The sequence below is a fragment of the Kitasatospora sp. NPDC127067 genome (genome assembly GCF_042724755.1).
Taxonomy (GTDB): Bacteria; Actinomycetota; Actinomycetes; order Streptomycetales; family Streptomycetaceae; genus Kitasatospora; species Kitasatospora lactacystinica.
On sequence record NZ_JBHXEM010000020.1, the window covers coordinates 48,904 to 68,977 of the forward strand.

18 protein-coding genes are annotated in these 20,074 nt (G+C 73.6%); 5 read left to right on the forward strand and 13 right to left on the reverse strand.

The genetic code is table 11. The annotated features are described in order from the left end of the window. Window positions 1-415: 415 nt before the first annotated feature. Both ACFWJ4_RS11575 and ACFWJ4_RS11580 read left to right on the forward strand, forming a co-directional pair. Window positions 416-1,252 (forward strand): ECF subfamily RNA polymerase sigma factor, BldN family, encoded by an 837-nt coding sequence (locus ACFWJ4_RS11575; RefSeq protein ID WP_380542240.1) that lies wholly within the window; start codon window positions 416-418, stop codon window positions 1,250-1,252. Window positions 1,253-1,517: 265 nt separating this feature from the next. Continuing rightward, entirely contained in the window at window positions 1,518-2,807 is a 1,290-nt protein-coding gene (locus ACFWJ4_RS11580; RefSeq protein WP_380542159.1) for a DUF5667 domain-containing protein, read from the forward strand. A 145-nt stretch (window positions 2,808-2,952) separates the two neighbouring features. Here the strand turns inward: ACFWJ4_RS11580 and ACFWJ4_RS11585 are convergent, their stop codons facing one another. The 5 genes from ACFWJ4_RS11585 to ACFWJ4_RS11605 all read right to left on the reverse strand — a co-directional run bounded on the left by ACFWJ4_RS11585 (window position 2,953) and on the right by ACFWJ4_RS11605 (window position 7,156). Beyond that, window positions 2,953-3,960, reverse strand: a complete 1,008-nt coding sequence (locus ACFWJ4_RS11585) for a lysophospholipid acyltransferase family protein (RefSeq protein WP_380542162.1) — start codon at window positions 3,958-3,960, stop codon at window positions 2,953-2,955. A gap of 7 nt (window positions 3,961-3,967) precedes the next feature. Then, window positions 3,968-5,098: an NAD-dependent epimerase/dehydratase family protein gene (locus ACFWJ4_RS11590; protein ID WP_380542166.1), complete on the reverse strand. Its 1,131-nt coding sequence runs from the start codon at window positions 5,096-5,098 to the stop codon at window positions 3,968-3,970. 148 nt (window positions 5,099-5,246) lie between these two features. After that, entirely contained in the window at window positions 5,247-5,345 is a 99-nt protein-coding gene (locus ACFWJ4_RS11595) for a 30S ribosomal protein bS22 (RefSeq protein ID WP_003948845.1), read from the reverse strand. A 190-nt stretch (window positions 5,346-5,535) separates the two neighbouring features. Next, on the reverse strand, window positions 5,536-5,745 hold the full coding sequence (locus tag ACFWJ4_RS11600; protein ID WP_045699258.1) for a helix-turn-helix domain-containing protein: 210 nt from the start codon (window positions 5,743-5,745) through the stop codon (window positions 5,536-5,538). Between the two features lie 214 nt (window positions 5,746-5,959). Beyond that, window positions 5,960-7,156, reverse strand: coding sequence for an acetoin utilization protein AcuC (locus tag ACFWJ4_RS11605; RefSeq protein WP_380542169.1), 1,197 nt, complete (start codon window positions 7,154-7,156; stop codon window positions 5,960-5,962). A 238-nt stretch (window positions 7,157-7,394) separates the two neighbouring features. Between ACFWJ4_RS11605 and ACFWJ4_RS11610 the strand changes: the two genes are divergently transcribed. After that, entirely contained in the window at window positions 7,395-7,856 is a 462-nt protein-coding gene (locus ACFWJ4_RS11610) for a hypothetical protein (RefSeq protein WP_380542172.1), read from the forward strand. 28 nt (window positions 7,857-7,884) lie between these two features. On the opposite strand, the gene ACFWJ4_RS11615 is transcribed toward ACFWJ4_RS11610, so the two are convergent. Next, the gene (locus ACFWJ4_RS11615; protein ID WP_380542243.1) at window positions 7,885-9,060 is read right to left on the reverse strand and encodes an MFS transporter; all 1,176 of its coding nucleotides are present in this window, start codon (window positions 9,058-9,060) and stop codon (window positions 7,885-7,887) included. A gap of 154 nt (window positions 9,061-9,214) precedes the next feature. After that, on the reverse strand, window positions 9,215-10,042 hold the full coding sequence (gene proC, locus ACFWJ4_RS11620) for a pyrroline-5-carboxylate reductase (protein ID WP_359902730.1): 828 nt from the start codon (window positions 10,040-10,042) through the stop codon (window positions 9,215-9,217). Between the two features lie 168 nt (window positions 10,043-10,210). Here proC and ACFWJ4_RS11625 point away from each other — a divergent pair, with 168 nt between their 5' ends. Together ACFWJ4_RS11625 and ACFWJ4_RS11630 are read left to right on the forward strand one after the other, a co-directional pair. Continuing rightward, window positions 10,211-10,660 carry a hypothetical protein gene (locus ACFWJ4_RS11625; protein ID WP_380542175.1) on the forward strand — a complete coding sequence of 150 codons (450 nt, stop codon included), beginning with the start codon at window positions 10,211-10,213 and terminating at the stop codon, window positions 10,658-10,660. A 124-nt stretch (window positions 10,661-10,784) separates the two neighbouring features. Next, a complete protein-coding gene (locus ACFWJ4_RS11630) occupies window positions 10,785-12,074 on the forward strand; it encodes a hypothetical protein (protein WP_380542178.1) in 1,290 nt (429 codons plus the stop codon). A gap of 19 nt (window positions 12,075-12,093) precedes the next feature. On the opposite strand, the gene ACFWJ4_RS11635 is transcribed toward ACFWJ4_RS11630, so the two are convergent. The 6 genes from ACFWJ4_RS11635 to ACFWJ4_RS11660 form a co-directional block, all read right to left on the reverse strand. Next, window positions 12,094-12,624, reverse strand: a complete 531-nt coding sequence (locus ACFWJ4_RS11635) for a hypothetical protein (RefSeq protein WP_359902722.1) — start codon at window positions 12,622-12,624, stop codon at window positions 12,094-12,096. A 155-nt stretch (window positions 12,625-12,779) separates the two neighbouring features. Then, a complete protein-coding gene (gene ilvD, locus ACFWJ4_RS11640; protein WP_380351269.1) occupies window positions 12,780-14,624 on the reverse strand; it encodes a dihydroxy-acid dehydratase in 1,845 nt (614 codons plus the stop codon). Between the two features lie 140 nt (window positions 14,625-14,764). Next, a complete protein-coding gene (locus ACFWJ4_RS11645) occupies window positions 14,765-15,571 on the reverse strand; it encodes a class I SAM-dependent methyltransferase (protein WP_380542181.1) in 807 nt (268 codons plus the stop codon). Between the two features lie 46 nt (window positions 15,572-15,617). Continuing rightward, window positions 15,618-16,421 (reverse strand): sugar phosphate isomerase/epimerase family protein, encoded by an 804-nt coding sequence (locus tag ACFWJ4_RS11650; protein ID WP_380542246.1) that lies wholly within the window; start codon window positions 16,419-16,421, stop codon window positions 15,618-15,620. 594 nt (window positions 16,422-17,015) lie between these two features. Further along, window positions 17,016-17,978 (reverse strand): Ppx/GppA phosphatase family protein, encoded by a 963-nt coding sequence (locus ACFWJ4_RS11655; RefSeq protein ID WP_359902714.1) that lies wholly within the window; start codon window positions 17,976-17,978, stop codon window positions 17,016-17,018. 229 nt (window positions 17,979-18,207) lie between these two features. Continuing rightward, complete coding sequence (locus ACFWJ4_RS11660) at window positions 18,208-19,434, reverse strand: SUKH-4 family immunity protein (protein WP_380542184.1); 1,227 nt, start codon at window positions 19,432-19,434, stop codon at window positions 18,208-18,210. Window positions 19,435-20,074: the final 640 nt, after the last annotated feature.

The following is a 20,074-nucleotide window of genomic DNA, read 5'->3' on the forward strand; positions in this document are numbered from 1 at the left end:
TGCACGAACCTGTCGCCCGGTGACCGGTTCTGATCGTTCGCCAGGCCGGGAAAGTCAGGGGTTGCCGAGCCCCAAGGCTGGGAAACCGCCCCTCAGGCCGCCGAATTGGTCACCCTGAGCGCCTGTTCGATCACGTTGAGCCGGATGAACGATGACAGCTCCGGTCAGTGTCAGCCGAATATGCACAACAAATGGATCCCAAACGACCACTTCGACCACACGGTGTAGCTGTCATTGCACAAAGCGTTATTCTCTCCTGGATGCACGTCACCACGCGTCCCGCTCGAACGGACGCTTCGGGGAGTGCTCTCCGCGCAGGCGGAGGTGATCCGTCCACAGTTCTGCCTCTGGGAGTCCCGTGTACCCACCCGTCCGGAACGACGCGCCTGCACCCTCCCGCCCGTCGTCCGCGTCCCTGCGCCCCCGCACCGGCCTGCGCGGTCGGCCGACCGCCGAGCGGCAGATCTCCACCGGCCTGACCCTGTTGCGCACCCTGCTCCGCAGCCAGTTCGCCGTCCTGCCCCAACTCGCGCCGGCTGGAGGATCGTTCGTCCAGCCCCAGCCCCAGCCGCCCGGCCCGGCGCTGCGCACCACCGCCGCCGGCTCGGCCGGCACCGGCTCGCGCGGCCGCACCGGCAGCACCGGCAGCACCGGCGCCGGCCGGGGCCGCGCCCGGACGGCGCCCAACCCCGGCTACGAGACCGAGCACAACCCGATCATGGAGCTGGTCGAGCGGGCCCAGGCCGGCGAGAGCGAGGCCTTCGGGCGGCTCTACGACCACTACGCGGACACCGTCTACCGCTACATCTACTACCGGGTCGGCAGCCGGGCCACCGCCGAGGACCTCACCAGCGAGACCTTCCTGCGCGCCCTGCGCCGGATCGGCACCTTCACCTGGCAGGGCCGGGACTTCGGCGCCTGGCTGGTCACCATCGCCCGCAACCTGGTCGCCGACCACTTCAAGTCCAGCCGCTTCCGGCTGGAGGTCACCACCGGCGAGATGCTGGACTCCAACGAGTGCGAGCGCAGCCCGGAGGAGTCGGTGCTGGAGTCGCTCTCCAACGCCGCCCTGCTGGACGCCGTGCGCCGGCTCAACCCGCAGCAGCAGGAGTGCGTCACCCTGCGCTTCCTGCAGGGGCTCTCGGTGGCCGAGACGGCCCGGATCATGGGCAAGAACGAGGGCGCCATCAAGACCCTCCAGTACCGCGCCGTCCGCACCCTGGCCCGGCTGCTCCCGCCCGACGCGCGATGAACCGTGCCGAGGACGGCCCCGGTGCCATACGGCACGGCCGGCCGTCACCGTTCGCGCCCGGCCGACACGTCAGGGTGAACGGTCGGTCCGATGATCAGCCGTGCGTAACCGACCGCCCGCACCACTCGTTGGCCAACGTGCAAGCCCCCACCAGGCGTACGGTCAAGTCGAATTGCGGCCTATCACCCGATGGAGTGGCTTTGGCCAGCCAGGGCAACCGTCCGGCAGGCCAGGGTGTCGACAACGACGAAGGGAGGTGTGGCCCGTGACGGCAAACGTGCTGGAGCACCGGCGGGCGAAGGCCTTCGCCGAGGCGCTGGAGGCCCACCAGGCAGAGCAACGCGCTGCGGCCAACGCCGAATCGGACAACGCCGCCGCCACCGGCGCCGGCCCGGTCGCGATGGCCGAACTGGTCGGTCTGACCGACGCGCTGGGGGCGCTGCCCGGGCCGGTGCTGGACCGGGAGGTCCGCACGGTCCAACGCGCCCAGCTGATGGCCGCGTTCGAGCAGGCCTTCGCCGGCGGGACGGGCACCCCGGTGCCCCGGCAGCGCCGCCACCGGGCGATCCGGACGGCGCCGCGCGGCCGCTGGAGCCGCCGGTTCGCGATCGGCGGGCTGGTCGCCGGGCTCGCCGTCGGCAGCCTGACCGGCGCCGCCGCGGCCAGCGCCAACGCCCTCCCCGGGGACACGCTGTACGGCCTCAAGCGCGGGCTGGAGGGACTCCGGCTCGACTTCGCCGGTTCCGACTCCGAGCGCGGCGAACTGCTGCTCGACAACGCGGCCACCCGACTCGGCGAGGCCAAGACCCTGGTCGGCCGCACCGGCCCGGCCGGCGGCCTCAGCCCGGCCACCGTCGAACAGGTCCGCCGCGCCCTGGACGACATGCACGCCGACGCCCTCAGGGGCCGCGAGCTGCTGCGCTCGGTCTACCGCAGCAACGGCTCGCTCGACCCGATGCGGGCGCTGGCCGGCTTCGCCCACGACGAGGACGGCCGGTGGAGCGAGCTGCAGGGCCGACTGCCCGTCCAGCTCACCCAGCAGGCCGACCTGGTGAACCGCCTCTTCGACGACATAAGCGAGGACGTCGCGCCCCTGCGCCTGGTCCTGCCCCCCGCTCAGAGCGGTGGCGCGGCCGGCTCCGGAGCGGGCGACGGCTCCTCCCACTCCACCGACGGCTCCCCGGCCGGCTCCCCCGCGGCCGGATCCGGCACCACGGCCGGCGCCGACCGGGCACCGGGCTCCGCCGGCAACCGCCCCGGCGCCCCCGAGCACGCCCCGGCCAACCCCGGCTCCGGCGCCTCCGGCACCGGGGGCAGGGGCGGCGTCCTGCCGGACCCCCTGCCCAGCAGCGCCCCCGACGCCGTCAACGGCCTGGTCGGCGGCCTCACCAGCGGCCTCACCGGCACCAAGCCCTCGCCGAGCGCCGACGCGGCCCCGCAGCAGGCACCGCAGCAGGCCACGCCCGGCGCCCCGAACGCGGCCCAGCCGCAGGGCGTCGAGGTGCCCCCGCTGCTCCCGGACCTGTTGCCCGGGCTGCGCATCCTGGGCGGCTGACGGCAGGGCGGTGGGGGCCCGGCGGAGTGCGATATCCGCCGGGCCCCCGCCGTACCCGGGTCCTTCCCTGGCGCCCCGGCTCCACGGAAGGACCCGGGCCTCCTAGGCCGAACACCGCCGGAAGAACACCGCCGGCAGAACACCGTCAGAAGAACACCGAACGCCGCTGCACCAGCAGCTGGTAAAGGGTGTGCTGGATGGTCTCGCGCACCTCGTCGGCCAGGTCGAAGACCAGCATCGGGTCGTCCGCCGCCTCCGCCGGGTAGCTGTCGGTGGCGATCGGCTCGCCGAAGCGGATCGTCCACTTGGTCGGCAGCGGCAGCACCCCGAGCGGGCCCAGCCACGGGAAGGTCGGGGTGACCGGCACGTACGGCAGGCCCAGCAGCCGGGCCAGGGTCTTCACGTTGCCGATCATCGGGTAGGTCTCCTCGGCCCCGACGATCGAGCAGGGCACGATCGGCACCCGCGCCCGCAGCGCCGAGGCGACGAAGCCGCCGCGGCCGAACCGCTGGAGCTTGTAGCGCTCGGAGAACGGCTTGCCGATCCCCTTGAAGCCCTCCGGCCAGACCCCGACGACCTCGCCGCGCTCCAGCAGGGCCTGGGCGTCCTCGTTGCAGGCCAGCGTGTGGCCGGCCTTGCGGGCCACCTCGTTGACGCCGGGCAGCACGAAGACCAGGTCGGCGGCGAGCATCCGCAGGTGCCGCCGGGCGGGGTGGTGGTCGTGGATGACCACCTGGGTCATCAGGGCGTCCAGCGGGATCGTGCCGGAGTGGTTGGCGACGATCAGCGCGCCGCCCTCGGCCGGGATGTGCTCCACGCCCTGGACGTCGATCCGGAAGTACTTCTCGGCCAGCGGGCGCAGCAGCGAGAGCAGCACCTCCTCGGTGAGCTCCCGGTCGAAGCCGAACTCGTCCACCTCGTAGTCGCCGGTCACCCGGCGGCGCAGGAAGGCCAGCCGCTCGGCGGCACGGCCCTCCCAGCCCTTGCCGAACAACCCGGTGGCGGCCGGGCCGAGCGGCCCGGACAGCACGCCGCCGACGGCCTCGGCGAGCCGGTCGGCCAGTTTCGGCCCCTCGGGCGAGGTCCAGCTGGGGGCGGACTCGATCGGGATGACCTTGGCCTCGCCCGGCACGTTCTCGGCTGCGGCACTCATCGCGGGTTCAGCTCCTCGGTGGGCGGGGGCGGTTCGGTACGGCGTCCGGTCCGGCGGCCGGCCCCGCGGGGGCGGCCCCTTCCGGGCCGAGCAGGGCCGTCAGCCGGTCGGTGACGGCGGCCAGCCGCTCGGGCGGCAGCAGACCCGGCCCCTGCGCGGCGGCGAAGTCGGCGAAGGCCTCCGGGGTGCCGAACGCCGGGCGGTAGCCGAAGGTGTCGCGCAGCCGCGCGGTGTCCACCACCCGGCCGTGGGTGAGCAGCCGGAGCTGCTCGGGCGAGACGTCGACCAGCCGGGTCTGCCGGGCCAGCACGGCCATCCAGCTGACCGCGGGCAGCAGCAGCGGCAGGGTGGGCCGGCCGAGCCGGCGGGCGCACTGGGAGAGCAGCAGGACGCCCTCCCCCGCCACGTTGAAGGTCCCGGTGTTGACGGTGCCCGGCGCGGGCTCGTCGGCGGCCCGGCAGAGCACCGCGACGGCGTCGTCCTCGTGCACGAACTGCAGCCGCGGGTCGTAGCCGAGCACGGTCGGCAGCACGGGCAGCGCGAAGTACTCGCTGAGCGGGGTGTCCGCGTCCGGGCCGACGATGTTGGCGAAGCGCAGCACCGTCACCGCGACGTCCGGGCGGCGCCGGGCGAAGCCGCGCACATAGCCCTCGACCTCCGCCGCGTCCTTGGCGAAGCCGCCGCCGGGCGGGTCCTTGGGCTGCATCCGCTCGCTGAACACCGCCGGGTCGCGGGGCGCGGATCCGTAGACGCCGGTGGTGGACTTCACCACCAGCCGGCGCACCCCGGGGGCCTTCTGGCAGGCGCCGAGCAGCTGCATGGTGCCGATCACGTTGGACTCCTTCACCGCGGAGCGGTTGGTGGAGCCCAGGCCGGTGGCGCTGACGCTGAGGTGCACCACGGTGTCCACCCGGTGCTCGGCGAGCACCCGGGAGAGCGCAGGGCGGCGCAGGTCGAGCTGGTGGAAGCGGTACGGGGCGGCCGGGGCGGCCGGACCGGCCGGCTCCTCGGGCGGCAGTCGGGGCGGCTGCACGTCCACGCCGACCACCAGGTCCACGCCCGGCCGGCGGCGGACCTCGGCGACGAAGCGGGCACCGAGATGGCGCGCCACGCCGGTGACGAGCACGACCACGCCCACGGTGTTGCCCCCGTTCCCCGGCCCGAGCGGCCTGCGTGCACCGTACCGCGCCGCCCCGCCGGGCCGTGAAATGACACCGCCCGCCCAGACCACGAGGGGCTGGGCGGGCGGTGGAAGCGCTGGGCGCGCTAGGCGCGGCCGGGGGCGCTTACTTCTTGTTGCGACGCTGAACGCGGGTCCTCTTCAGAAGCTTGCGGTGCTTCTTCTTGGCCATACGCTTGCGACGCTTCTTGATGACAGAGCCCACGGAACAACCCTCGCTCACTGAGACTCTCGCCCGTGAGAGACGGAGTCCATACGACTGACGTGAGGGCCTAGCCTACCGTCCACGGTGCTAAGGCCGTAATCGTGCTCCCCGATACCGGGAAACTCGGGGGAAATCCCCGGCGAACGGGTGCGGCGCCCACCGGTGTGGACCCCGCACCCGCGCGCCGCCGCTACGCGCTCTCGAGCCGCACGTAGGACTCCTTGAGGTACTCGTGCACCGCCTGCTGGGGCACCCGGAAGGACCGTCCGACCCGGATGGCCGGCAGCTCTCCGCTGTGCACCAGTCGGTACACCGTCATCTTGGACACCCGCATGACCGCGGCGACCTCCGCCACGGTCAGGAAGACGACTTCCTGAAGGGGGCGCTCGACGGAACTCATGACCATCACCCGACCCTTACCCGTGTGCAAGGCACCGGCTTCCCCTCCGGTGACTCCACCGGCACACGTGTATCCCCAGAGTAGTTATGGGTGGTACCAGTGGGAAGAGGGGAAGTGCAGTCCTCGTACGGTGAGAGATAGGACCGTTGCAGTACGTAGCCGATCGGCCGATGGCACCGCCCGGCGTACGCACGGCCTGACCAGGGCGGCGGGTTCAGGCCAGCAGTCCGTGCTGGGGGAACACCGCCCGCCGGGCGGCGAGGATGGCCTGATCGAGCCGGTCGGCCGGATCGTAACCCGAGTCGAAGTCGCGCCAGGCGGGGCGGGCGCCGTCGGTCATCCGCAGCGGGGCCGGGCGGCGGGTGCGGCGGTAGACCTCGGCGCGCCAGGACTCGGGGGTCTCGGTGGCCGGGTCGACGGGCCGGGCGGCGGCGGTGGCGACCAGGTGGGTCCAGGTGCGCGGGACGACGTCCACCACGGCGTAGCCGCCCCCGCCGGTGGCCACCCAGCGACCGCCGGCGTACTGGTGGGCGAGGTCGTGCAGCGCCTCGGCGATCAGCCGCTGGGCGTCCACGGTGACGGCGAGGTGGGCGAGCGGGTCCTCCAGGTGGGTGTCGGCGCCGTGCTGGGTGACCAGGACCTGTGGCCGGAACGCGTCGAGCAGTTCGGGCACCAGGGCGTGGAAGGCGCGCAGCCAGCCGGCGTCGCCGGTGCCCGCGGGCAGCGGCAGGTTGGCGGCGGAGCCGGGGGCGTCCTCGCCGCCGGTCTCGATCGACCAGCCGGTCTGCGGGAAGAGCGTGGCGGGGTGCTCGTGCAGCGAGACGGTGAGCACCCGGGGGTCGTTCCAGAAGGCCGCCTGGACGCCGTCGCCGTGGTGGACGTCCACGTCGACGTAGGCGACCCGCTCGGCGCCGAGTTCGAGCAGCCGGGCGATGGCCAGCGCCGGGTCGTTGTAGACGCAGAAGCCGGAGGCCTTGCCGGGCATCGCGTGGTGCAGCCCGCCGCTGAAGTTGACGGCGTGCGGGGTCTCGCCGCGCCAGACCGCCTCGGCGGCGGCCACGGACTGGCCGGCGATCAGTGCCGAGGCCGAGTGGATCGCCGGGAAGGACCAGTTGTCGTCGGTGCCCAGTCCGTGCAGCGGGTCGGAGCGCTCGGGATGGGCGGCGGCGTTCCGGACCGCCTCGACGTACTCCCGGGTGTGCACCAGCCGGAGGGTGGACTCGCCGGCGGGCGGCGCGGAGCGGACGGTCACCCCGGGTGCGGTGCTCAGTCCGAGGGCCTCGACCAGGCGCATGGTGAGGGCCAGCCGGGTCGGGTCCATCGGGTGGCCGGGGCCGAAGTCGTAGGCGGTGACGGCCTCGTCCCAGAAGAGGTGCAGGCCGCAGGGGGTGTCACGCTCGGCTTCGGGCATGGCCTCCACCGTAGCGGGTGGCGGTGGCCGGACCGCCGTCAGGGCGCGCCCGGGCGGCACTCGCGGGAGCCGCCGGGCGTGGGGTGCGCAATGAAACTACGGAAGTTGTGGGGCAGCTGTGGAGGCGGGTGTTGAGGCGGTGCAGACAAACGCTTTGCGACTCCATATCCTCTCCGCCATGAAGCCATTCAGCGTGCAACGCCTTGGGGTAATTCTCGCTGCAATACTGGGTTTTGGCGTGTTCTTCGCCGCCCAGCCGGCCTCCGCCGCGGTCAGCGGCACCACCTTCGCGGTCGACAAGTCGACGGCGAAGGCGGGAGACCAGCTGACCCTGACGCTGTCGCTCACCAACAGTGAGACCAGTCCCATCTACTTCGCCTACGAGGCCGTCCAGCCGACCTGGCCGGCCAACACGCAGGCCGGAGCGTTCACCGTCCTCAGCTGCACCGGTGACACCTCCGACTGCGCGATCAACGGGAACAGCGCCAACTTCCACTTCAACGCGCCGATCGCGCCCGGGGCGACGAAGAGCGTCACGCTCACCGTCAAGATCACCGACACCCCGGCGTGGGGCACCGCGCCGTACACGCTGAACTGGGCGCCGTACGTCTACTACGAGTTCGGCCAGGTCGGCAACGGCACGGCCAAGGACCAGGGCTGGACCTACGGAGTGCCCGAGCTCCAGACCGTGATCAGCTGACCCCACGTCCCGTCGACCGCCCCCGCCGTCACCCGACGGCGGGGGCCGGGGCGGGTTCCGGGGCGAAGCGGTCGGCCAGCGGCAGGACGGCGAGCACCAGCAGCATCGGGGCGAGCAGCGCCCAGCGGTACGAAGCGGCGTCCGCGATCGCCCCGACCAGCGGCGAACCCAGCAGGAACCCCACGTAGTTGAAGAGGTTGAGCCGGGCCACCGCGGCGTCGGAGTCGGCCGGGAGGAGCCGGCCGCCGGCCGCGAACACCTGCGGGATGATCGCGCAGATGCCGAAGCCCAGCACGGTGAAGGCGGCGATGCCCGCCCAGGCGTCGGGCGCGACCGCGGCCAGCCCGAAGCCGAGCGCGGCCAGCGCGGCACCGGTACGGACCACCGGGACGGCGCCGAAGCGCTGCACCGCGCGGTCGCCCAGTGCCCGGCCGAGCAGCATCGCGACCATGTAGCCCAGGTAGGAGAGCTTGGCGAGGTCCTCCCGGCTGCCCAGCCCGTCGGTGAGGTACTTGACGCTGTAGTTGGAGACCGAGGCGTCCGCGATGTACGCGAAGGCCATCGCCAGGCAGAGCGGCAGCAGCGGACGCCAGGGGACGGACCGGGCGGCGGCCTCCGCGGCCTCCCGGACGGCGTCGCCGAGTTCGGCCGGGCCGGCGAGGAGGCCGCCGGTCAGCAGGGCGAGCGGGGCGATCACCGCGGCGGCCGTGCCGAACAGCACCGGCAGCCCGAGGTCGTAGTGCGAGCCGAGGCCCGCCAGGGCCGCGCCGAGGATGCCGCCGAGGCTGAACGCCGCATGGAAGCCGATCATGATCGAGCGGCCGTAGCGGTGCTGGAGCCCCACCCCGAGCATGTTCACACTCGCGTCCAGCGCGCCCACCAGCAGCCCGAACGCGCCGAGGGCCAGGGCGAGTTGCCACAGCGTGCCGCCCAGTCCGGCGGCCGCCAGGCTGAGGCAGACGGCGGGCTGGACCACCCGCAGCACGGTCCGTGCGCCGGTGCGCTTCACCAACTGCTCGGAGACGATCGAACCGACCCCGGCCAGGACCGGCACCGCGGCCAGGAAGACCGGCAGTAGCCCGTCGCTCAGCCCGTACCGGTGCTGGATCTCCGGGATGCAGGTGACCAGCAGGGCGAAGGTGACGCCCTGGAGCAGGAAGCTGACGGCGAGCGCCGCCCGCCCGACGCGCAGACCGGGCGCCATGGCGGACGGGACGGGCCCTGCGGACGGTGCGGCACTCAAGCGGACCTCCAGGCGGACTCCACACGGACCTCGCAGACCTCGCTACCGCCCGGTAGGACGATGTTGGCGAGAGCGTAGGGGGCGCGCCGCGATTACGGGAGGGGTCGCGCAGCGGTCATTTCCCGCCGGAGGCCAACTCCCGGGAGCGGTCCCGCGCCGCCTCCAGGGCGCCGAGCAGCGCGGCCCGCACCCCGTGGTTCTCCAGCTCGCGGATCGCCGCGATGGTGGTGCCGGCCGGGGAGGTGACCGCCTCGCGCAGCTTCACCGGGTGCTCGCCGGAGTCGCGCAGCATCACCGAGGCACCGATCGCGGACTGCACGATCAGGTCGTGCGCCACCTGCCGGGGCAGCCCGAGCAGGATGCCGGCGTCGGTCATCGCCTCGACCAGGAAGTAGAAGTAGGCCGGACCGGAGCCGGAGAGCGCGGTGGCCGCGTCCTGCTGGGACTCGGGCAGCCGCAGCGCCTTGCCGACCGAGCTGAAGATCTCCTCGGCGCGCACCAGGTGCTCCTCCCCCGCGTGCGAACCGGCCGAGATGACGCTCATCCCCTCGTCCACCAGGACCGGGGTGTTGGGCATCACCCGGACCACCGGGGTGCCGGCCGCCAGTCGCTCCTCGAACCAGGCGGTGGGGACACCGGCCGCGGCCGAGATCACCAGCCGGTCCGCGCCGACGTGCGGGGCCAGCTCCTCCAGCAGGGCGCCCATGTCCTGCGGCTTGACCGCCAGGATCAGGGTGTCGGCGAGCTTGGCGGCCTCGGCGTTGGAGACGGCCACCACGCCGTAGCGGGCCGCGAGTTCGGCCGCCCGCTCCGGGCGGCGGGCGGTCACCAGGACATCGGCCGGATCCTTGCCCGCCCGCAGCAGACCGGAGAGCAGGGCCTCCCCGATCTTGCCGGTGCCCAGGAAGGCGATCTTCTGTCCGTGTGCTGCGCTGCTGCCCATCGTCCGCTCCTTGCCTCGGTACTGCGGCCATCCTCGCACCGCCCACCGGCACACGCGGGGACCGTCCGACCCGTGGTCGCCACGGACCCGAACGACCCTTGCCCCTAGGGAGAGAACTCGGGGGTTTCCCCTATGGCCTCCCGGCTCCGGGGAGCGCACCGTGGAGTCATGGCACACGACGAAATGTCCCGACGTGAGAACCGGCAACTCGCCGTCGCCTCGGCGACCGTGGGCCCGTGGCGGACCGCCGCGGGGGTCGGTGCGGTGGTGGGGGCGACGGCCCTGGGGATCGAGGCGATCTCCGGGAACTGGTCGCTGAGCATGCTGGCCTCACCGGCCGGCTGGGGCCTGTTCTTCTTCTTCCTGGTCGGCACCGTCGGCGGCCGACTGCGGCGCGACACCACCGACCGGCGACTGCGCCGCTGGGCGAACGAGCACCCGTGGCAGTCCGCGCTCCCGGCGGCCGGCGGCCTGCTGGCGCTGAACACGCTGGCCCAGCTGTTCCTCGGCGACGAGGGCCTGTTCGGCGCCTTCTTCCTCTCGCTGCTGCCGGCCGGCCTCCTGCTGGCGATCGCCGGGGTGGTCGGGTCGGTCAAGCAGGCCCGCGGCAAGGGCTGACGGCCACCCGCGACCTGCCCGTTTCCGGACAAACGACACCGATCCCACGGATCACGCACACGCGTTCACCATGAAGTGTGCCCCCGATCAACGGACCGTCACACCCTGTCGGCATACTGGCGCGATGCCGACAGCCGAAGATCCGGAACCGCGCCCCGAGACGGGCCGCGAGGCGGGCGGGAAGGACCCGTTCGCCGACCTCGTCCTGGACGAGGAATTCGTCCGCGGGGCCACCGTCAAGGAGCAGAGCGGGCGCACCCGCATGCTGTCCGCCCGGTGGAAGCACACCCCGCCGGTCGACCCGGGCGGCCGCCGCTCGGTCAACGACGGCCCGTCCGCGCCCAAGGGCCGGTTCGGGCGCAAGCCGAAGCCCGCCGCGCTCGACCCGTGGGGCAACCCCCGCCCGCGCCGGCGCGGCTGGCGCGCACCGGTGCTCGTGGCGCTGACCGTCGCGGTGGTGCTCTCCGTCCTGAACGTCGACGGGCTGCGCACATGGTTCTCGGACCACGTCTGGAAGAACTCCTCCGCCGCCCCGGTACCCACCGTCGCCCCGGAGACCGCCAGGCCGACCTCGGCACCGCCGGCCACCCCCGACGACCAGCCGACCGTGGACCACCCCTGGAAGGGCTCCCCCGCCGAGGGCTGGCCGAACGGCCCGGAGGCCTTCGTGCTGCCCGAGGCCAAGGCCGTCGGCGTCTTCTCGGCCGACGAGGTCGCCGCCCAGCTCCAGTCGGTCAAGGACTACCTGACGGCCTCCAACCTCGACCCCCGGGTGATCGCGGGGGCCCGTCCGGACGCCGCCCTGGCGATGCTCGACCGCCAGGAACGGGCCAACGCCGTCGCCGCCCTCGACCACCCCGCCAAGGAGACCGACCCGACCAGCTGGTTCACCCGCTTCGACCCGCGCGAGGCCGCCCTGGTGGGCACCACCGTCAAGGTCCAGGGCCGGATCAGCTTCGAGGAGGACGGTGACGGCGGCGTGCTGGTGCACACCGACTTCACCTTCGTCTACCCGCTGCAGCCGGGCCCGGACGCGGAGAAGCTGGCATCGTCCCGCCGCCGCACCCCGGACACCGCGCCGGGCGGCACCGCCAAGCCGGTCGGCCTGGTCACCCGGGCCGCCGCCACCGACAACGGCGACACCTGGACGACCCGCACCATCGTGCGCAAGGTCGACGACGTCCGCTTCTACGACCCGAAGCACTACAAGGTCGACGCGAAGAAGCTGGTGTTCGCCAAGACCCAGTGGGACGCGGGCAACAGCGCCTGCGACGTCTACGACGGCTTCCTGCACCCGCAGTTCCAGCAGTTCACCAGCCACGACCCGGCACCGAGCGGCCCGACCACCGACCCGTACGACCGGAGCAAGGACATCACCCCGGCCGACCAGTGCGGCAGCGTCAGCCGGACCTAGGGTCCGGTGGCAGGAGGCGTCAGCGCTTGCGCTTGGCCCGGCCCGGCGCCTTGGCGTCGGGCCGGCGGCTGCGGCCCGCCTGGCGCTTCTCGTACTGGGCGACGGCCCGCTCGTAGGCGGCCCGCCGGACCGCCTCGCCGGGGGCCTCGACCAGGCTGCGGGCGAAGTAGGCGAGCAGCGAGCCGGCCCCGCCGATCAGCCAGACCGCGCCGAGCGACTTCTCCTCGGCCATCCAGCCGGTCAGCTGGTCCTTGCCCTCCGTGAGCACCTTCCAGGTGCGCCGCACGGCCATCATCGAGCAGACCGCGATGGCGGCGGTCAGCAGCCCGTTGAGGAACGTGCCGTTGTCGGAGAGGGCGATGCCCTCGATGCCGAAGCGCAGCAGCAGCACCACGGCGGCCGCCGCGACCAGGGCGCCGATCGACACGGCGACCCGGCGCGGCCAGTAGCCGTTGTCCCGGTTCAGCCAGCTGGTGCCGAACCAGCGGATCGGCTCCGGCTCGGGGGCGCCGACGGGAGTGGGGGCGGGGGTGGGGGGCTGCTCGCTCACGCCGTCGATTATCACCCGACCGCCGCACACGGCGGAGGAGCCGTCCCGGCCGGTGGGACGGCTCCTCCTCGTTCCGTGCGGGCCCGGCCGCGTTCCGTGCGGGCCCGGTGCCGCTCTGTACGGCCCCGGTGCCGTTCCGTGCGGGCCCGGCCGGATCAGCCGAGCTTGGACACGTCGCGGACGGCGCCCCTGTCGGCGGAGGTGGCCATCGCGGCGTAGGCGCGCAGGGCCTGGCTGACCTGCCGGTCGCGGTTCTTCGGCCGGTAGCCGCCCGCGGCCTCCAGAGCCCGGCGGCGCTCCGCCAGGACCTCGTCCGGGACCTCCAGGGAGATCCGGCGGCCGGGGATGTCGATGGCGATGGTGTCGCCGTCCTCGACCAGCGCGATGGTGCCGCCGGAGGCCGCCTCCGGGGAGGCGTGGCCGATGGACAGGCCCGAGGTGCCGCCGGAGAAGCGGCCGTCGGTGACCAGCGCGCAGGCCTTGCCCAGACCCCGGCCCTTGAGGAAGGAGGTCGGGTAGAGCATCTCCTGCATGCCCGGGCCGCCCTTGGGACCCTCGTAGCGGATGACGACGACGTCGCCCTCCTTGACCCGCTTGGCGAGGATCGCCTCGACCGCGTCCTCCTGGGACTCGACCACGACGGCCGGACCGCTGAAGGTCCAGATCGACTCGTCCACGCCGGCGGTCTTCACGATGCAGCCGTCCTCGGCGAGGTTGCCGTACAGCACGGCCAGGCCGCCCTCGACCGAGTAGGCGTGCTCGACGCTGCGGATGCAGCCCTTGGCGGAGTCGGTGTCCAGCGACTCCCAGCGCTCGGACTGCGAGAAGGCCTCGGCGGAGCGGACGCAGCCGGGGGCGGCGTGCCACAGCTCGACGGCCTCCGCGGAGGGCGAACCGCCGCGCACGTCCCAGGTCTTGAGCCACTCGGCGAGCGAGTCGGCGTGCACGGTGTGGACGTCCTCGTTGAGCAGCCCGCCCCGGTACAGCTCGCCGAGGATGGCCGGGATGCCGCCGGCCCGGTGCACGTCCTCCATGTAGTACGAGCCGTTCGGCGCGACCTTGGACAGGCAGGGCACCTTGCGGGAGATCGCGTCGATGGCCCGCTGGTCGAAGTCCAGCTCGGCCTCCTGGGCGGCGGCGAGCAGGTGCAGGATGGTGTTGGTCGAGCCGCCCATGGCGATGTCCAGGGCCATGGCGTTCTCGAAGGCGGCGCGGGTGGCGATCGCCCGGGGCAGCACCGAGGCGTCGTCCTGGCCGTAGTGGCGGTTGGTGATCTCGACGACGGTCCGGCCGGCGTCCTCGTAGAGGGCGCGGCGGGCGGTGTGGGTGGCGAGCACCGAACCGTTGCCCGGCAGCGAGAGGCCGATCGCCTCGGTCAGGCAGTTCATCGAGTTGGCGGTGAACATGCCGGAGCACGAACCGCAGGTGGGACAGGCGTTCTCCTCGATGATCGCGATGTCCTCGTCGGAGACGTTCTCGTTGACCGCCTGGGAGATCGCGTCGACCAGGTCGAGCTTGCGCACCGTGCCGTCGACCAGGGTGGCCTTGCCGGCCTCCATCGGGCCGCCGGAGACGAAGACGGTCGGGATGTTCAGGCGCAGCGCGGCCATCAGCATGCCCGGGGTGATCTTGTCGCAGTTCGAGATGCAGATCAGGGCGTCGGCGCAGTGCGCGTTCACCATGTACTCGACCGAGTCGGCGATCAGGTCCCGCGAGGGCAGCGAGTAGAGCATGCCGCCGTGGCCCATCGCGATGCCGTCGTCCACGGCGATCGTGTTGAACTCGCGCGGGATGCCGCCCGCCCGCTTGATCGCCTCGGAGACGATCCGGCCGACCGGCTGGAGGTGGGTGTGCCCGGGCACGAACTCGGTGAAGGAGTTGGCGACCGCGATGATCGGCTTGCCGAAGTCCTCGCGGGCTACACCGGCCGCCCGGAGAAGCGCCCGGGCGCCTGCCATGTTGCGACCGTGGGTGACCGTACGGGACCTCAGCTCGGGCACTGTGCTCCACTCCTTCGGGGCTCTCGCGGGCACCCCGCTGCTGGGAGGGTCCGGGGGCCGCTGTGGGTACCGAGCCTACGCCCGCCGTCCGGCCGGCGGACGCTCCGTCCGCGATGCGGGCAGGCGGCGGGCCTCCCCGGTCAGTCCCGCTTGACGGCCACGGTGAGGTCCAGGACGTACGGCTCGACCACCTGCCCGTCCGGGAACTCGGCCAGCAGCGCCGCGCGCTCGGCGGCGAGCAGCGGTTCGCGCCGCTCCGGGTCCAGCGAGGCGAAGTAGGAGCGCGAGGTGAGGTTGTCGACCACCTGCTCGACCGGCACCTGCCGCTGCCAGCGCAGCTCGGCACGGGAGACCTCCAGCCCGGCGGCGGCGAAGGGCACCGTCAGCTCGGCGATCCGGCGGTAGCCGTGGTAGCGGCCCGACAGCGCCGCCCACAGCCGCTCGTCCCGGGCGCGCACCCACGGGACGCTCTCGTCGAAGACGTTCCACCAGGCCGCGACGGCGCCGCCCGGCCGAAGCACCCGCAGCACCTCGGGGACGGACTTCTCGGGGTGCGTCCAGTGGAAGGCCTGGGCGTAGGTGACCAGGTCGGCGGAACCGTCGTGGAACGGCAGGTCGTCGCCGACGCCGCGGACCAGCGGCAGGTCCGGCGAGACGGACTGGAACTGCGCGGCCATCCCGGCGGAGGGCTCGACCGCGACGACGTCCGCGCCGCGGGCGGCCAGCAGACGGGTGGCGATGCCGGTGCCGGCGCCGACGTCCAGGACCCGGGCGCCCTTGAGCCCGCGGCCCCAGAACCGCTCCAGCTCGTCGAACAGCCCCTCCGGGTAGCCGGGGCGGCCGCGGTCGTACGCGGCGGCCACCGCGCCGAAGCTCCCGGCCAGCTCGCGGAAGTTGCGGACCTCACTGAAGCCGCCGGCCCCGCCGGCGTTCTGATCGTTCGTCACTTCTCCCCCTCGGTAGGGCGGTTCGCGCCCGATCCGGCCGGACGGCTCAGCGTACGCGCGAGGGGGTGGCCAGGTGCAAGCGGGTAAAAGCGAGGGCCTCGGCCAGATCGGCCTCGCGTTCGGCGGGGGAGGCCGAGCGCCGGGTGTTGACCTCCAGCACCACGTGGCCGTCGAAACCGGTGCGGGCGAGATGCTCCAGCAGCTCGGCGCAGGGCTGCTTGCCGCGGCCGGGGATCAGGTGCTCGTCCTTGCCGGAACCGCTGCCGTCGGCCAGGTGGACGTGGGCGAGCCGGTCGCCCATCCGCTCGACCATCGCGAAGGTGTCGATCCGGGAGGTGGCGGCGTGCGAGAGGTCGATCGTGAAGTGCCGGTAGTCCTCGTCGGTGACGTCCCAGCCCGGCGCGTACGCGAGCATCTCGCGGTCGCGGTAGCGCCACGGGTACATGTTCTCGACGGCGAAGCGGACGTCCGTCTCGCCCGCCATCCGGTTGATGCCCTCGACGAACTCCTTGGCGTACTGGCGCTGCCAGCGGAACGGCGGGTGGACGACCACCGCGCTCGCGCCCAGCTTCTCGGCCGCCGCCCGGGCCCGGACCAGCTTGGTCCACGGGTCGGTGGTCCACACCCGCTGGGTGATCAACAGGCACGGCGCGTGCACGGCCAGGATGGGCAGCCGGTGGGCGTCGGAGAGCCGTCGCAGGGCGTCGATGTCCTGGCTGACCGGGTCGTTCCACACCATCACCTCGACCCCGTCGTAGCCGAGCTTGGCGGCCAGCTCGAAGGCCACGGCGGTGCTTGCCGGGTACACCGAGGCGGTGGACAGCACCACCTTGGTGTCGGGGATGTGCAGGGCCGGGTGCCGGGGCAGCACCAGCCGGTCGGTGGTGCGCAGCAGCGGCGGGCGGGCGGCGTCGCGCTTGGCGGCCTTGACCGAGCGGACGGACTGGACGGCGGCCTTGGCGGCGCCGGCGGCCCGGGCGGTGCGGGTCTCCTTCGGGACGGGCTTCGCGGCGGCTCTGTTCGGGGTGTTCTTCCCGGTGGCGGGCTGCTGTGCGGTCTGCTGCTGTGCGGTGCGCTTCCGTGCGATGGCCGTCTTCGCCGTGTCCGCCGTGTCCGCCGTGTTCGCCGGACCCGCCGCGGTCGGCTTCGCGGTCTTCGCCGCTGCCGTCTTCGCGGTGCGCTGGGCGGCCTGGGCGGCGGTGGCGCCCGTGACCGCCTTGCCGAGCCGGCGGCGCGGACCGTCCGACCGCGACTGCCCGCTCCCGGGAGTGCGGCCCTCCTGCGTTCCGTCCTCGCCCGCTGGTTGCACCACGGGAGACAGCGTAAGCGGAGCACGCTGCGAACGGGGCGGGATGACCGGCGCAGTGACCATCGGCACGTTGACCCGGCCGCCGTCGATCGACGGCCGGCGTTCCGCCGCGCCCGGCGCCCGGGCGCGGCCGGGCTACGGGGTGAGCGCCGGGCGGCGGCGGTCGGCCGGGCTGTCCATGGCGTCCAGGCGGCGCAGGATGATGCCCTCGCGCAGCGCCCACGGACAGACGTCCAGCTCCTGCAGGCCGAACAGGTCCATCGCGGCGTCGGCGACCAGCGCCCCGGCCAGCAGCTGCTTGGCCCGGCCCTCGGAGACGCCGGGGATCTGGGCGCGCTCGGCGACGGTCATCGCGGACAGCCGGGGCAGCCAGGAGGCCAGCCCGCTGCGGGTGAGCCGGCGGTCGGCGTACGGGCCCGCGTCGGCGGGGGCGGCGCCCGTCATCCGGGCCAGCTGCTTGAAGGTCTTGGAGGTGGCGACCGCGTGCCGCGGCGGGCCGAGACGGTTGATCTCGCCGACCACGGCGGCCAGCTCGGCCCGGATGTGTCGCCTCAGCTCGCGCAGCACCTCCGGGTCGGCGACGTCGCCCGGCAGCCAGCGGGCGGTCAGCCGGCCGGCGCCCAGCGGCAGCGAGCAGGCGACGTCCGGCTGCTCGTCCAGGCCGCAGGCGATCTCCAGCGATCCGCCGCCGATGTCCAGGTTGAGCAGCCGGCCCGAGGACCAGCCGAACCAGCGGCGGACGGCCAGGAAGGTGAGCCGGGCCTCGTCCTGCCCGGAGAGCACGCGCAGCTCGACGCCGGTCTCGGCGGCCACCCGGCGCAGCACCTCCTCACCGTTCGCCGCCTCGCGCACGGCCGAGGTGGCGAACGGGAGGATGTCGACGACGCCCTTGTCCTCGGCGACCCGCAGCGAGGAGGCGACATGGCCGACCAGCCGCTCGACGCCGGCCGCGCTGATCGCGCCGTCCGCGTCCAGCAGCTCGGCCAGGCGCAGCTCGGCCTTGTGCGAGTAGGCCGGCAGCGGGGCAGCGCCCGGATGGGCGTCCACCACGAGGAAGTGGACCGTGTTGGAACCTACGTCGAGCACACCGAGTCGCATAACTCTCCACGCTACGCGATGCGGACCCTGGTGAGAGGGGGTGTGACGGTATTCGCGCTGGTCCGGGACCGGGCGGCGGGGCCGACGGCGATCCGGCGGCGATCCGGCGGTCCGGGTCGTCCGCGCCCGGACCGTCCGGGCGCTCAGTGGCCGCGCGGGCGGACGGGGTGCCGGCGGGGTGGGTGGGCGACGGTACCGGTGACGGCCGACCTGTTGTGACGGCCGACCGTCACAACAGGCCGTCCCACAGCTGCTCCACGATGACGGCCCACCAGTTCTCCGGGTCGGCGAACACCGTGCCGTCCACCTCCGCCAGCGCGCGCTGCAGGGCGTCCACCGCCCCGCCCGCGGCCACCGGGTCGAGCCCGCGCAGAGCGGGCCACCAGCCGGCGAACACCTCCAGGCAGCGGACGAAGGCGCGCAGGCTCTCATTGCAGTGACGGACGGTCGCGTAGTCCGGGTCCACCGCCCGGACGGCGCCGTCCACCAGGCCGAGGGCCAGCAGCGCCCAGCCGTCCGTCCCCAGCACCAACTGCCCGGCGAGCGCCAGGCGCTCCCGCTCGGCCGCCCGGGTGCCGCGCCCGGACTCGGCCAGCCGCGCGGCGAGCTGGGGCAGGACGGTGCCCTGGCGGGTGCCGTCGGCGATCGCCTCCGTGCCCGGGTGGTGCAGCGCGAAGAAGCCAGGCACGGCCACCGGGACGCCCACCGCCAGCAGCAACGCTGCCGCGTCCCCGGGCAGTTCGGCGCGGGCGACGTCCACCGGCTCGAAGCGCTGGACGCCTGCCGGGCCGAACCGCTCCGCGAGCCGGGCGGCGAGCGCGGTGTCGGACTCGTCGGCCGCCTCGCCCGCCGGATGTGCCCCGCCCGGTGCGCGGGGGAAGGGCACCCGGTTGCGGGCCGGACCGTCCGGCGACGCGGGCAGCGCCCGTACGGCGGCGGCCCGGTGGTCGAAGCGCGGGCCGTACGGCAGCTCGAAGTCGATCCGGGCATGGGGCAGTTCGGCGGTCAGCGCGTACGACCAGTAGCCGCCGGGCAGGGCGCTCATCCGCAGGTCGGTCCGGACGGCGAGCACGTCCTCGGCCGCCACACCCTGCTCGCGCAGCCACCACCAGCCGCGCAGCGCCGGGTGCGGCAGGCCCGCCGCGGAGCGCAGGGCCAACGACCGCTCCTCACCCGTGCCGTCCCGGTAGGTCAGCTCGGCCCGGGCACCCCGGCCGGTCGCCGGCGGGAGGGTCGGATCGTAGCCGCCGGCGCCCACGAAGTCCCGGTACAGCCCGACCACTTCGTCCACCGGCACCGAGGGCCACACCGTGAACCGTCCGCTCTCCCGGTCCACCACGGCACAGGCCGCCCCCACCTCCTCGGGCGCCCGCCGCTCGCCCGTCCGCGGGTCGACCACCACCCGGGCGGGCTCCGCCCACACCACCCAGCCGAGCTCGAACTCGTGGGTGCACACCCGCCGCACCGCCCCGGCACCCTGCGGCAGATCCCCATTGACCCACCGGTGCCCCGCCTCCACCGCCTGCGCCCGCGAAATCACCCGGCCACCCCCGTCCCGTCCACTCCCCGCCGCCCATCCCGGCCCGACCCGCGACCCTACGCCCGCGCCCCACGCCCGCACCAAGCACCAAGCACCAAGCACCAAGCACCTGAAGCGCCCCCCCTCATGCACGAGAAGTCGGCCGGGCCGACTTCCCACGCACCCCCTCCCCTCCAGGGCCACCACGGCGAACTGCACGGGCCCCAGCCACTCCCCACACCCCAAGCACGCGAACGCGAAAAGTCGACCCAACCGACTTCCCGCGCATCACCCCGGTGAATATGTCGGTCGGTCTACATATTTCTCCCAGCCCCGAACCCAGCCACCCCGAATGCACACAGAAAGTCGGCGGGGCCGACTTCCCACGCGGCTCCCACTTTCCGCAAGGGCACCATGGCCAACTGCGCGAGAAGTCGGCGGGGTCGACTTCTCGCGCGGGCCCCTCCCGTTACCGCGCATTCCACCGCTGAGGGGCAGCGTGGCGGGCCGCGCAGGAAGTCGGCTTGGTCGACTTCCTGCGCGCCGCTCCCAGTTCCGCGCTTCCTCCCCTTCCGAG

Bases quoted from the DNA above. Each gene is read 5' to 3' on its own strand.
- ACFWJ4_RS11600 (WP_045699258.1), bottom strand. From the start codon at position 5,745: ATGAGTTCCGTCGAGCGCCCCCTTCAGGAAGTCGTCTTCCTGACCGTG.
- ACFWJ4_RS11605 (WP_380542169.1), bottom strand. From the start codon at position 7,156: ATGCCCGAAGCCGAGCGTGACACCCCCTGCGGCCTGCACCTCTTCTGG.
- ACFWJ4_RS11655 (WP_359902714.1), bottom strand. From the start codon at position 17,978: ATGCGACTCGGTGTGCTCGACGTAGGTTCCAACACGGTCCACTTCCTC.
- ACFWJ4_RS11625 (WP_380542175.1), top strand. From the start codon at position 10,211: ATGGCACACGACGAAATGTCCCGACGTGAGAACCGGCAACTCGCCGTC.
- proC (WP_359902730.1), bottom strand. From the start codon at position 10,042: ATGGGCAGCAGCGCAGCACACGGACAGAAGATCGCCTTCCTGGGCACC.
- ACFWJ4_RS11630 (WP_380542178.1), top strand. From the start codon at position 10,785: ATGCCGACAGCCGAAGATCCGGAACCGCGCCCCGAGACGGGCCGCGAG.
- ACFWJ4_RS11585 (WP_380542162.1), bottom strand. From the start codon at position 3,960: ATGAGTGCCGCAGCCGAGAACGTGCCGGGCGAGGCCAAGGTCATCCCG.
- ACFWJ4_RS11615 (WP_380542243.1), bottom strand. From the start codon at position 9,060: ATGGCGCCCGGTCTGCGCGTCGGGCGGGCGGCGCTCGCCGTCAGCTTC.